Origin of the sequence: Xanthomonas sp. SI (assembly GCF_014236855.1) — a bacterium.
Lineage (GTDB): Bacteria > Pseudomonadota > Gammaproteobacteria > Xanthomonadales > Xanthomonadaceae > Xanthomonas_A.
The window spans coordinates 5051649-5066796 of record NZ_CP051261.1 but is presented as its reverse complement, the minus strand read 5'-3'; the positions used below and the strand labels follow the sequence as shown (position 1 = coordinate 5066796).

Annotated in this window: 16 protein-coding genes; 14 read left to right on the top strand and 2 right to left on the bottom strand. The window is 70.8% G+C overall.

Annotated elements, in window-relative coordinates; all coding sequences use genetic code 11:
• Positions 1-131: 131 nt before the first annotated feature.
• From yjjG to HEP75_RS21505, 4 genes are all read left to right on the top strand, one after another.
• Complete coding sequence (gene yjjG / locus HEP75_RS21520; RefSeq protein WP_185824887.1) at positions 132-812, top strand: pyrimidine 5'-nucleotidase; 681 nt, start codon at positions 132-134, stop codon at positions 810-812.
• A gap of 631 nt (positions 813-1443) precedes the next feature.
• Complete coding sequence (locus HEP75_RS21515; RefSeq protein ID WP_185824886.1) at positions 1444-2880, top strand: coniferyl aldehyde dehydrogenase; 1437 nt, start codon at positions 1444-1446, stop codon at positions 2878-2880.
• A 259-nt stretch (positions 2881-3139) separates the two neighbouring features.
• Positions 3140-3919: an exodeoxyribonuclease III gene (gene xth / locus HEP75_RS21510; protein ID WP_185824885.1), complete on the top strand. Its 780-nt coding sequence runs from the start codon at positions 3140-3142 to the stop codon at positions 3917-3919.
• The gene (locus HEP75_RS21505) at positions 3916-4347 is read left to right on the top strand and encodes a GFA family protein (protein ID WP_185824884.1); all 432 of its coding nucleotides are present in this window, start codon (positions 3916-3918) and stop codon (positions 4345-4347) included. The genes xth and HEP75_RS21505 overlap by 4 nt, the downstream gene beginning before the upstream one ends.
• Positions 4348-4413: 66 nt before the next feature.
• Here HEP75_RS21505 and HEP75_RS21500 read toward each other — a convergent pair whose 3' ends face one another.
• Entirely contained in the window at positions 4414-4665 is a 252-nt protein-coding gene (locus HEP75_RS21500; RefSeq protein WP_003466992.1) for a GlsB/YeaQ/YmgE family stress response membrane protein, read from the bottom strand.
• 129 nt (positions 4666-4794) lie between these two features.
• Here HEP75_RS21500 and HEP75_RS21495 point away from each other — a divergent pair, with 129 nt between their 5' ends.
• The 7 genes from HEP75_RS21495 (at position 4795) to HEP75_RS21465 (ending at position 10383) form a co-directional block, all read left to right on the top strand.
• The gene (locus HEP75_RS21495; protein WP_185824883.1) at positions 4795-5418 is read left to right on the top strand and encodes a 4'-phosphopantetheinyl transferase superfamily protein; all 624 of its coding nucleotides are present in this window, start codon (positions 4795-4797) and stop codon (positions 5416-5418) included.
• 296 nt (positions 5419-5714) lie between these two features.
• A complete protein-coding gene (gene rsmG, locus HEP75_RS21490; protein ID WP_185824882.1) occupies positions 5715-6356 on the top strand; it encodes a 16S rRNA (guanine(527)-N(7))-methyltransferase RsmG in 642 nt (213 codons plus the stop codon).
• Between the two features lie 97 nt (positions 6357-6453).
• The gene (locus HEP75_RS21485; RefSeq protein WP_185814523.1) at positions 6454-7251 is read left to right on the top strand and encodes an AAA family ATPase; all 798 of its coding nucleotides are present in this window, start codon (positions 6454-6456) and stop codon (positions 7249-7251) included.
• Positions 7251-8177: a ParB/RepB/Spo0J family partition protein gene (locus HEP75_RS21480; protein ID WP_185814522.1), complete on the top strand. Its 927-nt coding sequence runs from the start codon at positions 7251-7253 to the stop codon at positions 8175-8177. The genes HEP75_RS21485 and HEP75_RS21480 overlap by 1 nt, the downstream gene beginning before the upstream one ends.
• Positions 8178-8243: 66 nt before the next feature.
• Positions 8244-9209 (top strand): NAD-dependent epimerase/dehydratase family protein, encoded by a 966-nt coding sequence (locus HEP75_RS21475; RefSeq protein ID WP_185824881.1) that lies wholly within the window; start codon positions 8244-8246, stop codon positions 9207-9209.
• A 108-nt stretch (positions 9210-9317) separates the two neighbouring features.
• Positions 9318-10040, top strand: coding sequence for a glycosyltransferase family 2 protein (locus tag HEP75_RS21470; RefSeq protein WP_185824880.1), 723 nt, complete (start codon positions 9318-9320; stop codon positions 10038-10040).
• Position 10041: 1 nt separating this feature from the next.
• Complete coding sequence (locus tag HEP75_RS21465) at positions 10042-10383, top strand: lipid-A-disaccharide synthase N-terminal domain-containing protein (protein ID WP_185824879.1); 342 nt, start codon at positions 10042-10044, stop codon at positions 10381-10383.
• A gap of 59 nt (positions 10384-10442) precedes the next feature.
• Here the strand turns inward: HEP75_RS21465 and HEP75_RS21460 are convergent, their stop codons facing one another.
• Positions 10443-10943 (bottom strand): transposase, encoded by a 501-nt coding sequence (locus HEP75_RS21460; RefSeq protein ID WP_185814518.1) that lies wholly within the window; start codon positions 10941-10943, stop codon positions 10443-10445.
• Between the two features lie 228 nt (positions 10944-11171).
• Here HEP75_RS21460 and HEP75_RS21455 point away from each other — a divergent pair, with 228 nt between their 5' ends.
• The 3 genes from HEP75_RS21455 (at position 11172) to HEP75_RS21445 (ending at position 15015) form a co-directional block, all read left to right on the top strand.
• Positions 11172-13001, top strand: a complete 1830-nt coding sequence (locus HEP75_RS21455) for a DUF885 family protein (RefSeq protein WP_185824878.1) — start codon at positions 11172-11174, stop codon at positions 12999-13001.
• A 312-nt stretch (positions 13002-13313) separates the two neighbouring features.
• Complete coding sequence (locus HEP75_RS21450) at positions 13314-13688, top strand: hypothetical protein (protein ID WP_185824877.1); 375 nt, start codon at positions 13314-13316, stop codon at positions 13686-13688.
• 55 nt (positions 13689-13743) lie between these two features.
• Positions 13744-15015, top strand: coding sequence for a TolC family protein (locus HEP75_RS21445; RefSeq protein WP_185824876.1), 1272 nt, complete (start codon positions 13744-13746; stop codon positions 15013-15015).
• The last annotated feature ends 133 nt before the right edge of the window (positions 15016-15148 follow it).

The window sequence follows — 15148 nt, the reverse complement described above, 5'->3', positions numbered from 1 at the left end:
GCGCCGGATGCGTCCGGCACTGCGACGCCGGCCTCGTGCCGGCGTCGTCGTTTGCGCGGTCCGCCGGCGGCGCCGGAATCGGCGGCGGCGTGCGCTTACCATGCGCGCTGGACACACACGCAGATCGCCGCATGCGCTACCGCTGGATCCTGTTCGACGCCGACGACACGCTGTTCCGCTTCGATGCCTATGCCGGCCTGCAGCGCATGTTCGCCGGTTACGGCGTGGCCTTCGCCGAGCAGGATTTCGCCGACTACACCGCGCTCAACCGGCCGTTGTGGGTGGAGTACCAGAACGGCGCGATTACCGCGCTGCAGCTGCAGCAACGTCGCTTCGCGTCTTGGGCGCAACGCCTGCAGACCGCGCCGGAGACCTTGAACGCGGCGTTCCTGGCGGCGATGGCCGAACTGTGCGCGCCGCTGGACGGCGCGGTGGCGCTGCTCGACGCGCTGCGCGGACGCGCACGGCTGGGCCTGATCACCAACGGCTTCACCGCGCTGCAGCAGGCGCGGCTGCTGCGCACCGGCCTGCACGACCGCTTCGATGTCGTCGCCATTTCCGAACAAATCGGCGTGGCCAAGCCGCACCCGGGCATCTTCGCGCACGCGCTGGCGCAACTGGGCGATCCGCCGCGCGCGCAGGTGCTGATGGTCGGCGACAACCCGCACGCCGACATCGCCGGCGGCCTGGCCGCGGGCCTGCACACCTGCTGGGTCAACGCGCACGGCCTGCCGGCGCCCGAGGGCATCGTGCCGCACTACGAAGTGGCGACGCTGGCGCAGTTGCAGGATTTGCTGCTCGGGGAGGCATGACCGCTGGTGTTGCACCGCGCGCCGCCGCCGAAGCGCTTCAGCGCTTTCTGTAGGGGCGGCTTCAGCCGCGACCCACAGGCTCGGCGCACATCATGCTTGCTGGGGCAGGGAACCAAGCTCTCGCAGGATGCCAGCGACACGCATCCGGATGCCGGACCCCGTTGGGGTGACGCCCCTCCGACACGCACAGCGCGCCGATCGACCCCTCGTGGGAGCGACTTCAGTCGCGACGCGGCAAACCCTCAAGCACCTGCCAATCACGCTTCGGCATCGCCGCCACCATGGCCTGCCGACGCTACGCCCTGTATGGCTGAAGCGCACGCTGTAGGAGCGGCTTCAGCCGCGACACCCCGCGTCGGCGCAAGCCATGTTCGCTGGGGCAGGGATCGAAGCCCATGCAGAATTGCCAGCGGCACGCCTCCGCACGCCGGACACCGTCGGGGGCTGAAGCCCCTCCGACACGCAAAGCGCGCCGATCGACCCCTTGCGGGAGCGACTTCAGTCCCGACGCGGCAACCCTCAAGCACTTGCCAATCACGCTCTGGCATCGCCACCACCATGGCCGGCCAACGCCACACTCTGTCCTGCACCACCCACATCGAGCCATACGTGGGCATCGTATAGTGCGCCCATGCCCATTTCCGACCCCGCTTCCCACAGCGCCGACACGCCGCTTGCCGACCTGCCGGCCACCCTGCAGCGGCTGCGCACGGCCTGGCAGGCGGCCAAGCCCGACCAGGCGCAGCGCCGCGACGACCTGCAACGTCTGCGCGCGGCACTGAAGCGGCGCCTGCCGGAAATGGCCGACGCCATCGCCGCCGATTTCGGCCATCGCTCGCGCCACGAATCGCTGCTCGCCGACGGCATGACCGTGCTCGGCGAGATCGATCACCTGCTGCGCCACCTCAAGCGCTGGATGCGGCCGCAGCGCGTGGGTGCCGGTTGGCGGCTGTGGCCGGCGCGCGCCGAAGTGCGGCCGGTGCCGGTCGGCGTGGTCGGGGTGATCGCGCCTTGGAACTATCCGGTCAACCTGGCGCTGATCCCGCTGGCCACCGCGATCGCGGCCGGCAACCACGTCTACCTGAAACCGTCCGAGCACACCCCGCGCACCGCGCAGTTCCTGCAGTCGCTGCTGGCCGAGGTATTCCCGCCGCAACGCGTGGCGGTGGCGTTGGGCGCGGCCGAGGTGGCCGGCGCCTTCGCCGCGCTGCCGCTGGACCATCTGGTGTTCACCGGCTCCACCGCGGTTGGGCGCAAGGTGATGGCCGCCGCCGCGCCGAACCTGACCCCGCTGACCCTGGAACTGGGCGGCAAGTCGCCGGCCATCGTCTGCGCCGACTACCCGCTTGAGCAGGCCGCCGCGCGCTTGGCCAGCGGCAAGTGGTTCAACGCCGGGCAGACCTGCATTGCGCCGGACTACGTGCTGATCGACGCCGGCCGCAGCGCGGCGCTGGTGCAGGCGCTGCGCGCGCAGGTGCTGGCGCGCTACGGCGACTTCGCTGCGGCCGACGACTACACCCGCATCGTCAACGAAGGCCAGTACCGGCGCCTGCGCGGCTACCTGGACGACGCGCGCGCGCGCGGGCTGGAAGTCGTCGAACTGGCCAGCATCGAACCCGAGCGCGCCGAACGCGAACGCCTGATCGTGCCGACCGTGGTGCTGCAGCCCGGCGACGACGCATTGCTGATGCAGGAGGAGATCTTCGGCCCGATCCTGCCGCTGCGCAGTTACCGCACGCTGGACGAGGCGATCGCAATGGTCAACGGCCGCGACCGGCCGCTGGCGCTGTATCCCTTCAGCCACGACCGTGCGCAGGTGGAGGCGATCCTGCACGCCACCGTCGCCGGCGGCGTCACCGTCAACGACAGCCTGCTGCACTTCGCCGCCAACGCGCTGCCGTTCGGCGGCATCGGCCCCAGCGGCATGGGCGCCTACCACGGCCGTGCTGGCTTCGACGCCTTCAGCAAGGCGCTGCCGATTTTGTGGCAGTCGCGCTGGGCCGCCAGCGATCGACTCAAGCCGCCGTACACGAAGATCGCGCGGCTGATCGATCTACTGCTGCGCTGATCGCGCAGGCCTGGACGCCTGCCACGTCCACGGCCGCTTCGAACCCGAGACGGACGCCGCGGCGCGCGATCCGCCGGCGCAGGCGCATGCGTGGCGACCGGCCGTCGATCGAGGCACTGGCGCCACTGCTGGAGTCGCCGATCCTGGCCATCGCCGATCCAGCCTATGCGGCGCTGGCGCCTGGCGGGCGCTGCAGGATTGGCCGTGGCGGCGGGCAACGGTCAAAATACCCGCCAGCCGCCCCGTTATGGATTTCCCCTTGAAGATCGCCTCCTGGAACGTCAACTCGCTCAACGTGCGCCTGCCGCACCTGCAACAGTGGTTGGAGGCGTTCGCGCCGGACGTGGTCGGCATCCAGGAAACCAAGCTGGAAGACCACAAGTTCCCGGACGCGGCGCTGGCCGCGGCCGGCTACCGCAGCGTGTTCGCCGGGCAGAAGACCTACAACGGCGTGGCGATCCTGTCGCGCGCGCCGCTGAGCGAGGTGCAGATCGGTGTGCCCGGGCTGGACGACGCGCAGCAGCGGGTCATCGCCGCGACCGTCGGCGATCTGCGCATCGTTAACCTGTACGTGGTCAACGGCCAGGACGTGGGCACCGACAAGTACGCCTACAAGCTGCGCTGGCTCGAGGCGGTGCACGACTGGCTCGCCGCCGAACTGCAGCGTCATCCGCGCATGGTGGTGCTGGGCGACTTCAACATCGCCCCGGACGCGCGCGACGTGCACGATCCGCTGGTGTGGAGCGACAACCACATCCTCACCTCCACCGCCGAGCGCGGCGCGCTGCACAAGCTGCAGGCGCTGGGCCTGTACGACGGCTTCCGTCTGCACCACGAAGACGGCGGCATCTTCAGCTGGTGGGACTACCGCCAGGCAGGCTTCCGCCGCGACCTCGGCCTGCGCATCGACCTGACCCTGGTCTCCGACGCGCTGAAGGCGCACACGCGCGCGGCCGGCATCGACCGCGCACCGCGCACCTGGGACCGCCCCAGCGACCATGCGCCGGCCTGGATCGAACTGGACGAGGCCAGCGCATGAACGAACGTCATCCGCGCCGCTGTATCGACAAGGTCGGCGACACTGTCATCGCGCCGCTGCACCGGCTCAGCTGCCACTGCGGCGCGGTACAGATCGACCTGGAACTGCCGCACGGCATCGTCGATCCGCGCCGCTGCAACTGTTCGCTGTGCCGGCGCCGCGGCGCGATCGTCGGCTCGGTGCCGTTGGCCGCACTGCACGTGCGCGAGGGGGGCGACGCGCTGCGTCTGTACAGCTTCAACACCCATACCGCGCAACATTATTTCTGCGGCGTGTGCGGGATCTACACGCATCACCAGCGCCGCTCCGATCCCAGCGAATACGGCTACAACGTCGGCTGCCTGGAAGGCGTGGATCCGTATGCGCTGGCCATCGCGGTGCCGGTCAGCGACGGCGTGCATCATCCTGCCGACCGCGCCGCCTCGTGAGCGGCGCCGCAAACGCAAACGCCCGGCGAACCGGGCGTTTGCACACACCTGCGGGGGCGTTGGCGCTTAGCGCGCGCGGCCGCGGGTGAACAGGTTGACGATGGCCAGCAGGATCACCGCGCCGATCAACGAGTACAGGAACGTCCACAGCGTGATCGCCTGGTTGATGCCGCCGCCGAACAACCAGCCGGCGATCAACGCGCCGACGATGCCGACGACGATATTCAGGATGATGCCCTGCTGTGCGTCACGGCGCATGATGATGCTGGCCAGCCAGCCCACGATGCCGCCGACGATCAACCAGATGATGATGCCCATGGGTAAGACTCCTCGGTTCTGCCCACACCGGGAGCGGTGTGGCGTGCGCCATTTAAGGAGCGCTGCCGTGAAGCGCCCGTGTACCCAGGCAGGCCTGTCGCAGCGGCCATTGTGCTTTGTGGACGCAGCGTGAGCGGTCCCGCCGACGCACCGTTGCGCCCGGATCCACCGGATTGGCGGTTCGGCCCGGTGGCGCTGTGGCTGCGCACGCATCCGCCGCGCACGCCGGGCGAGGCGCAGGCGCGGCGTCTGCTGTCCGCCGAACTGGCCACGCCGGAGGCGCAACTGCCGCTGCGCCGCGACGAACGCGGCCGGCCGTGGCTGCACGCGCCGCTGGCGCATGTCGGTGCCGGCTGGAGCCACAGCGGCGACTATCTGCTGGTGGCGATCGGCGCGCACACGCGGCTGGGCGTGGACATCGAACACCAGCGCGCGCGGCCGCGGTTGCTGGAGCTGGCCCAACGTTTCTTCCATCCCGACGAGGTCGTGACGTTGCAGGCGCTGGCCGAACCGGCACGCGAAGCGCTGTTCTTCCGCCTGTGGTGCGCCAAGGAAGCGCTGCTGAAGGCGCACGGGCACGGGCTGTCGTTCGGGCTGCACCGGCTGCGCTTCGCCGAAGACGCCGATGGCGTGCTGCAACTGGCCTGGTGCGACCCGGCGCTGGGCGTGGCCGCGCGCTGGCAGGTGCATGAGTGGGTACCGGCGCCCGGCTATCGCGCCGCGCTTGCCTGGTATCCGCTCGAGTCGACATAGCGCCCCCAATCCCTTGTAGGAGCGGCTTCAGCCGCGACAGGTTCTACAGGGATAGAGAGTGCCTGTCGCGGCTGAAGCCGCTCCCACAACGAAGCGGCAGCGCGCCGGTTGCATCCGCCGCCGCGGCTCATGCCTCCACCGCACCGGCGCGGCCGTTGCAGGTCACCGGCCGATGGCGTTTCCTGGAGATCCGGCATGCCGCTGCACCACGACCGCAATGAACCGCTGCGGATCATCGGCCGCGATGATGTCGGCTACATGGCGGTGACGGTGGCGGCAGCTGCGATAATCGGGCGATGAATGACGCCTCCCTTCCCGACTCCGTCCGCGCCGCGCTCGACCAGGGCCTGCGCGCGCAAGGCCTGGACGCCGCCGCGCTGGCGCCGCCGCTGCTGGCCTACCTGGCGCTGCTGGCGCGCTGGAACCGCACCTACAACCTCACCGCGGTCCGCGACCCGCACGAGATGGTGACCCGGCATTTGCTCGATTCGCTGGCGATGCAGCCGTTCGTGGAAGCCGGCACGCTGGCCGACCTGGGCACCGGCCCCGGCCTGCCCGGCATCCCGCTGGCGATCGCGCGGCCGCAGCTGCGGGTGACCCTGGTCGAGAGCAACGGCAAGAAGGCGCGGTTCCTGCGCGAGGCGGTGCGCCAGCTGCGCCTGGACAACGCGCGCGTGGCCGAATCGCGCGCCGAGGCGGTGGACGAACCCGGCGCCTACGATTTCCTGACCGCGCGCGCGCTGGACACGCTGGCCGGCATCGTCGCCGTCGGCGGCCACCTGCTGCGCCCGGGCGGGCGGCTGCTGGCGATGAAGGGCCTGCGCCCGGACGAGGAGATCGCCGCGCTGCCGCCGGGCTGGGTGGCGCAGGCGGTGCACCCGCTGCAGGTGCCGGGGCTGGGCGCGGACCGCCACCTGGTGGTGGTCGAGCGCGGCTGAGCCGCCGGGCGGGGCCGGCGCGCCGACGCCGATTTCCGCCCCAGGGGGGTGTGACCGCATAATGCCCGGTCCCACCCATCGCCGACGAGGCTCCCGCATGGCCCGCATCATCGCCATCGCCAACCAGAAAGGCGGCGTCGGCAAGACCACCACGGCGGTCAACCTGGCGGCGGCGCTCGCGCGCCAGCCGCAGCGCGTGCTGCTGGTGGACCTGGATTCGCAGGGCAACGCGACGATGGGCAGCGGCATCGACAAGCGCGAGCTGGCCGCGTCCACCTGCGACGTGCTGCTGGGCGAAAGCAGCGCCGCGCAGATCCGGGTGACCGCGCCGGAAGGCTTCGACCTGCTGCCCGGCAACATCGACCTGACCGCCGCCGAGATCCAGCTGATGGACCAGCCGGCGCGCGAGCAGCGGCTGAAGACCGCGCTGGCGCCGCTGCGCGAGGAGTACGACTTCATCCTGATCGACTGCCCGCCGGCGCTGTCGCTGCTGACCCTGAACGCGCTGACCGCCGCCGACTCGATCATCGTGCCGATGCAGTGCGAGTACTACGCGCTGGAAGGGCTGACCGCGCTGCTGGAGACCATCGAAGCGCTGCGCGCCAACCTCAATCCGACGCTGGAGATCGAAGGCGTGTTGCGCACCATGTTCGACGTGCGCAACAACCTGGCCAACGCGGTGTCGGCGGAGCTGACCAACCATTTCGGCGACAAGGTGTTCCGCACCATCGTGCCGCGCAACGTGCGCCTGGCCGAGGCGCCCAGCCATGGCCAGAGCATCGTCGGCTACGACCGCACCTCGCGCGGCGGCGTGGCCTACCTGGGCCTGGCCGGCGAGATCGTGCGCCGTCGCAACGAACGCAACAGGCCCGCCCCGGCCATGGAGAGCTACTGATGACCGCCAAGCCCCCCGCCCTCGGAGCGAAGAAGCGCGGCCTGGGCCGTGGCCTGGAAGCGCTGCTGGGACCGAAGGGCGGCGCTACGGCCGCGCCGGCGCCCGACGACGCAGCGCAGCCGGGCGAGAGCCTGCGCCAGTTGCCGGTCGGGCAGCTGCAGCCGGGCAAGTACCAGCCGCGCCAGGAAATGGACGAGGGCAAGCTGCAGGAGCTGGCCGAGTCGATCAAGGCGCAGGGCGTGATCCAGCCGATCGTCGCCCGCGAGCTGGCGCCGGGCAGGTTCGAGATCGTCGCCGGCGAACGCCGCTGGCGCGCCTCGCAGCTGGCCGGGCTGAGCGAAGTGCCGGTGGTGGTGCGCGAGCTCGACGACCGCACCGTCATCGCCATGGCGCTGATCGAGAACATCCAGCGCGAGGACCTCAATCCGCTCGAAGAAGCGCAGGCGCTGCAGCGGCTGATCGACGAATTCGCGCTGACCCACGCCGAGGCCGCCGAAGCGGTGGGCCGCTCGCGCGCCTCGGTGTCCAACCTGCTGCGCCTGCTGGAGCTGCCGCCGGCGATCCGCGCGCTGCTCGAGGCCGGGCGCCTGGAAATGGGCCATGCGCGCGCGCTGCTGACGCTGTCGCCGGACCTGGCCAGCCGCCTGGCCTCCGACGCCGCCGACCAGGGCTGGTCGGTGCGCGAGGTCGAGCACCGCGCGCAGCAGTTCGCCGCCGGCAAGGTGCCCAGCAACCGCAAGGCCAAGCCCGGCCGCGTCGCGCCGCAGGCCGACATCGCCTCGCTGGAGACCGAGCTGTCCGAATCGCTGGGCACCAAGGTCGCCATCGCCCACGGCCGCGGCGGCAAGGGCAAGCTGGTGATCCACTACACCGACCTGGACACGCTCGACGGCGTGCTGGAGCGGTTGCGCGGCAAGGTCGGCTGAGCCGCCGCCGCTGTCGATCCACATGACGTCCGCCCTCGTCCCCGCAATCGCGCAAGGCGCCCGCCGATGACGGTGCTGGTCACCGGCGCGGCCGGCTTCGTCGGCGCCTATACCTGCCGTGCGCTGGCAGCGCGCGGCGAGACGGTGGTGGGGCTGGACAACTACAACGACTACTACGACCCGCAGCTCAAGCGCGACCGCGTCGCCGCGCTGTGCCCGCAGGTCGATATCCGCCCGCTCGACCTCACCGACCGCGACGGCCTGACCGCGCTGTTCGACGAGATCCGCCCCGAGCGCGTGGTGCACCTGGCCGCGCAGGCGGGCGTGCGCTATTCGCTGCAGAACCCGTACGCCTACGTCGACAGCAACCTGGTCGGCTTCGTCAACGTGCTGGAGCTGTGCCGGCACCGCGGCGTGCAGCACCTGGCCTATGCCTCGAGCAGTTCGGTGTACGGCGATTCGGCGACGCCGCCGTTTTCCGAAGACCAGCGCATCGACCAGCCGCGCTCGCTGTACGCGGCGACCAAGGCCGCCAACGAGCTGATGGCCTACACCTATGCGCAGCTGTACGGCCTGCGCGCCACCGGCCTGCGCTTCTTCACCGTGTACGGCCCGTGGGGCCGGCCGGACATGGCGCCGCTCCTGTTCAGCCGTGCGGTGCTGGCCGGGCGCCCGATCGAGGTGTTCAACCACGGCCGCATGCGCCGCGACTTCACCTTCGTCGCCGACATCGTCGCCGGCGTGCTCGGCGCGCTCGACCACCCGTCCACCGACGCGGTGCCGCACCGCGTGTTCAACCTGGGCAACCACACCCCGGTCGAACTGGAGCGCTTCATCGGCGTGATCGAGGCCGCCGCCGGCCGCGCCGCCGAGAAGGTGTACAAGCCGATGCAGCCGGGCGACATGGTCGAGACGATGGCCGATACTGCGCGCGCCCACGCCGCGTTCGGCTTCGATCCGAGCACCCCGATCGAGGTCGGGCTGCCGCAGGTGGTGCAGTGGTGCCGCGAGTATTTCGGCGCCGCGGCCTGAACCTTCAGCCCCGGGTCACCGGCCCGGGGCACAATGCGCGGTCTTTTTGCGTCGTTGTCGCCGTTCCCCGCGTTTTCCCATTGCGTTGCCGTCGAGCCTAATCGAGCCATGAACCAGCCTTCCCTTTCTGTCGTCGTCCCGGTGTTCAACGAGCGCGACAACGTGCCGCCGCTGGTGGCCGAGATCGTCGCTGCACTGCGCGGCGTGACCGACTTCGAGATCGTCTACGTCGACGACTATTCGCGCGACGACACCCTGGCGGTGCTGGACGGGCTGAAGGCGAGCACGCCGGAGCTGCGGGTGCTGCATCACGTCACCCAGAGCGGGCAGAGCACCGCGGTGCGCAACGGGGTCAAGGCCGCGCGCGGCGCGTGGATCGCCACCCTCGACGGCGACGGCCAGAACGACCCGGCCGACATCCCCAAGCTGCTCGCCGCGCGTAGCGCCGCGGACGCGCAGGTGAAGCTGTTCGCCGGCTGGCGCGTGTCGCGGCAGGACTCGGGCAGCAAGCGCTGGGCCTCCAAGTGGGCCAACGCGATCCGCGCGCGCATGCTGCGCGACGACACCCCCGACACCGGCTGCGGCATCAAGCTATTCGAGCGCGAGGCGTTCCTGGACCTGCCGTACTTCGACCACATGCACCGCTACCTGCCGGCGCTGATGCAGCGCGCCGGCTGGCAGACCCTGAGCGTGCCGGTGAACCACCGCCACCGCACCTCGGGCGTGTCCAAGTACAACAACCTCAACCGCGCGCTGGTCGGCATCCGCGACCTGCGCGGCGTGGCCTGGCTGATCGCACGCAGCCGCCGCACCGTGGTGCAGGAGCGCTGAGATGGAGTCGCATTTCCTCAACGAACCGATCCAGGCGCTGTACTGGACCGGGCTGCACGTCACCGGCTGGAAGCTGATCGGCTACGTCGGCGCGCTGATGTTCGGCGGCCGCTGGCTGGTGCAGTTCGTCGCCTCCAAGCGCGCCGGCAAGCCGGTGATCCCGCGCATGTTCTGGTACATGAGCGTGGTCGGCAGCCTGATGACGCTGAGCTACTTCCTGTTCTCGGCCAAGCAGGACTCGGTCGGCGTGCTGCAGAACCTGTTCCCGGCCTTCACCGCGTTCTACAGCCTGTACCTGGACATCAAGCACCGCGGCTGGCACCGGGATCGCGCTTCGCATTGACGTTCGCGCGGTAGTGCTTCCCAGTTCCGGTGGGGATCTTGTCGCGGCTGAAGCCGCTCCTACAGGGAATCATGCTCTTCTGTAGGAGCGGCTTCAGCCGCGACCGCTTTTGCTCCCGCATGCGCCGGCAGCCAGATCGCATCCCAATACGGATAATCGCCCAAGCGACGCACCAGGCCGGCGCGCAATGGATTGGCCACGATGTAGCGTGCCGCGGTCAGCATGTCATCCTCGCGCCGTAGTGCGCGATCATGGAAGCCCGGCGACCACACCCTGCCGCCGCGGCCGCGTGCGCGATTCACCGCATGCGCGCATCGGCCCTTGGCGTGTTGCATCGCTTCTGACAGCGTCGCGCGCGGACCCAGTTCGATCAGGCCGTGCCAATGGTCGGGCATCAATACCCAGCACAGCAGTTGCACCTGCGGCCAGCTGGCGGGCGCGGAAAGGCAGGCAGCCGCTGCACGTGCGCAACGCCAGTCCGAGAACAGCGTTGCGCGTTGGAAGGTCACCACCGTCAACAGATAGGTACGCCCGCCCTCATCATGGCGGCCGCGGCGCAATGCGGCATTTCCTGGAAAATGAGCGAGCGGAGGCATGGCGTGCAGCGTGCCCGCAGGAGCGAGCGACGCCTATCGGCCGAAGTCAGTGCGCCGTGTCGGGAAATGCCCTGCGTCGCGCGGACGGATGCCCGGGGTCGCGCGTTGCGTGGAAGCAGGACTTCCGGCCCACCCCCTGCCGCACGCGGGATGCGATCATCGGGATCTCGTTCCCACTGCCTGTCGCCGCCCATGCCGATCGCCAAGACCCCGCTGGCCGCTTCCCTGTTGCTCGCGCTCGCACTCGCCACGCCGGCGCTGGCCGCAGCGCCGGCCGTACCGCCGGCGGCGGCCACCGCCTCCGCGGCCGATGCCCGCTTCCAGGCCATCTACGAAAAAGAGTGGAAGTGGCGGCAGGCGCAGGTCGGGCAGGCCGACGAGGACAGCGACAGCAGCGGCGACAACCAGCAGCTACCCGACGTCGGCGCGGCGGCGCAGGCGGCGCGGCTGAAGGTGTGGGACGACGTGCTGCGCCAGCTCGACGCGATCGACCCGGCGCAGCTGTCGGCCGACAACCAGGTCAACCTGGCGGTGTACCGCCCGCAGATCGAGAACCTCGCCGCCGCGGTGCGCCTGCGCGCCTACGAGATGCCGTTCAACTCCGACAGCTCGTTCTGGTCCGACCTGGGCTTCATGGCGCGGCGCACGCTGCGCACCCCGGCCGAGTACCGTGCCTACATCGCGCGGCTCAACGACGTGCCGCGCTACTTCGGACAGCAGACCGACAACATGCGCGCCGGCCTCAAGCGCGGCTTCAGCGTGCCGCGCGCGGTACTGGAAGGGCGTGACGGTTCGATCGCCAACGTCGCCGAGCTCAAGGATCCCACCGCGGCCGCGCTGTACGCGCCGTTCAAGCAGCTGCCGGCGCAGATCCCGGCCGCCGAGCAGCAGGCGCTGCGCGAGCAGGCGCAGGCGGCGATCCGCGACAAGGTGATCCCGGCATACGCGCAACTGCTGCGCTTCTATCGCGAAGAGTACGTGCCGCAGGCGCGCACCACGCTTGCCGCCGAAGCGCTGCCCGACGGCAAGTCTTACTACCAGCAGCAGATCCGCGAATACACCACGCTGGAGATGCGCCCCGAGCAGATCCACCAACTGGGCCTGCAGGAAGTGGCGCGGATCCAGAAGGAGATGGACGCGATCATCCAGCAGGTCGGCTTCAAGGCGCCGACCGGGCAGCAGACCTTCCCGGCGTTCCTGCAGTTCCTGCGCACCGATCCGCAGTTCTACGTCAAGACGCCGCAGGAACTGCTCGATCGCGCGGCGTGGATCGCCAAGCGCGTGGACGGCGAAGTCGGCAAGTTCATCGGCACGCTGCCGCGCGGGCGCTTCACCATCGTGCCGGTGCCGCCGGAGATCGCGCCGTTCTGGACCGCCGGCCGCGGCGGGGTGGGCACCTACTGGCTCAACACCTACAACCTGCCGTCGCGCCCGCTGTACAACCTGCCGGCGCTGACCCTGCACGAATCCTCGCCGGGCCACTCGCTGCAGGGCGCGCTGGCCGAAGAGCAGGGCGCGCAGCCGGCGTTCCGCCGCGAGAACTACATCTCCGCCTACGGCGAAGGCTGGGCGCTGTACACCGAGAAGCTGGGCAAGGAGATGGGCATCTACGAAACCCCGTACGAGGATTTCGGCCGGCTCAGCTACGAAATGTGGCGCGCCTGCCGGCTGGTGATCGACACCGGCGTGCACCACAAGGGCTGGACCCGCGAGCAGGCGCTGGCCTACCTGCGCGAGCACACCGCGCTCAGCGAGCACGAAGTCACCACCGAGGTCGATCGCTACATCTCCTGGCCGGGGCAGGCGCTGAGCTACAAGCTCGGCGAGATCGCCATCGTCAAGCTGCGCGCCGAGGCCGAGCACGAACTGGGCGCGGACTTCGACATCAAGGCCTTCCACGACGCCGTGCTGAAACAGGGCTCGGTGCCGCTGCCGGTATTGCAGCAGCAGGTGCGCGCGTTCATCGCCGAGAGCAAGCAGCAGGCCGCCGCGCGCAAACCCACCGCGACAAAGCCCGAATAACCGCCGCGCGCGCTTCCTTCTCCCACCGGGAGAAGGTGGCGCGCAGCGCCGGATGAGGGTACGACCGCCAGCCTGGCGTGGGGGCAAGAACCTGCGCCGGATGAAGGGACGACCGCCAGCGCTGCATGGGAGCGCACGAGCCCGTGCCGGATGAGGTAAGGCCCCAGCGCGGCAGGAGGATGCAACCCCCCGCGCCGGATGAAGCACGACCATCACCGCCGCACGAAGGCGCATCCGCTTTCCGCCCGTGCCGCGCCGCTCATTCCCCCACCTGCGATTGTGTAACCCCACCCGCATCGCTAGGCTGGCGCCATGTCCATCCGCCGTGCCCGCCTGCTCCACCCCTTGCTGCGCCTGATGGCGCTGGCGATGCTGGCGCTGGGCGTGTTGGTGGCGCCGGTGGCCTGCGCGCTGGGCGATGTGCATGCCTTGGCGCACGACCAGGCGCACGTGGACGAAGACGCGCCGCACCGCGGCGACGGTGATGGCGCCGGCGAACGCGATGGCGCCGGCCTGCTGCACGCGCTGATGCACAGCGGCTACTGCCACGGGCAGAGCCCGGCGCTGTTGTCGTCGCTGATCTGGCAGGGCTTGCCGTTGGCCGCGCAGCCGCGCCCAGCCGCCGCGCACCAGGACTACCGCTCGCACCTGCTGGACACCCCGCTGCGACCTCCGATCGCGGCTTGATGCACCGCCGGCGCCTGCCGGCCCGTCCATCGATCCCCGAATCCGGAGAAGTCCCATGTGGTTGCGACTGGCGGCTGTTGCCGCCTTCGCGGTCGCGCCCTGCGCGTGGGCGCAGGCCGTGCCGCCCGATGCTGTGCTCACCCTGGACGACGCCTTCGCCCGCGTCGCCCAGACCCATCCCGACCTGCGCCTGGCCGACGGCCAGCGCCGCGTGCTCGCCGCCGAGGCCGAGCGCGACGCGCTGCGTCCGCCGCTGCGGCTGGGCGCCGAGCTGGAGAACGCCTTCGGCAGCGGCGCCGCGCGCGGCCTGGACCAGGCCGAACTGACCGTCACCCTGGCCGGCGTGCTCGAACGCGGCGGCAAGCTCGACGCGCGCCGCACCCTGGCCCAGGCGCGCATCGACGCGCTGGCGCCGCAGCGCGAACTGGCGCGGCTGGACCTGCTCGCCGAGGTCGCGCGCCGCTACCTGGCGATCGCCGCCGCGGCGCAGCGCCAGGCCATCGCCGCCGCCGACCTGGCGCAGCGCCAGCGCACCGTCGCCGCCGCGCGGCAGCGGCTGCAGGCCGGCGCCTCGCCCGAATCGGTGCTGCTGACCGCGCAGGCGCTGCAGGCGCGTGCGGAACTGGACCGCGACCGCGCGCAGCAGGAGCACGCCGCCGCGCGCCGCCACCTGGCGGTGCTGTGGGGCGAACGCGATCCCGACTTCGCGCAGGTGACCGGCGATCCGCTGGCGTTGCCGGCAGTGCCGGACTTCGACGTGCTGGCCACGCTGCTCGATGCCACCCCGGAGCTGGCGCGCTTCGCCGGCGAGGCGCGCGTGCGCGAGGCGCGGCTACGCCTGGCGCGTAGCCAGGCGCGGCCCGACCTGGACTGGCAATTCGGCGTGCGCCGGCTGCAGGACGGCGACGCCACCGCGCTGGTGGCCGGGATCTCGCTGCCGTTGGGCAGCGCCGCGCGCGCGCAGCCGGAGATCCGCGCCGCCGAGGCCGAGCGCGAGCTGCTCGGCGTGGAGCGCGAAGCGCAGGCGCTGGCGCTGTACTCCACGCTCGCCGACGCGCACGGCCGCTACCGCGCCGCGCAACTGGAAGTGGCGCGCATGCGCGACGACGTGCTGCCGAAACTCGCGCGTGCCGAGACCGCCGCCGAGCGCGCCTATCGCGGCGGTGCGATCAGCTATCTGGAGTGGGCGCAGTTGCAGGCGCAGCATGGCGATGCGCGGCGGCAGCAGCTCGCCGCCGCGATCGAGGCGCAGACCGCGCTGATCGAGATCCAGCGCCTGAGCGGGCAACCATTCGTACTCGCGCCCGCGGCGCAGGTGGCGCGATGAGCCGTTCGTTGCCGTTGCGCATCCACAACGCGCTGGTGTCCGCCGCCGCCGCAACGGCGCACGCATCTCCATCGCCGTGGTCCGCGCGGCACGCCGTCGGCAGCGTCGCGCGTGCCTCGTGCCAGCGGTTGCC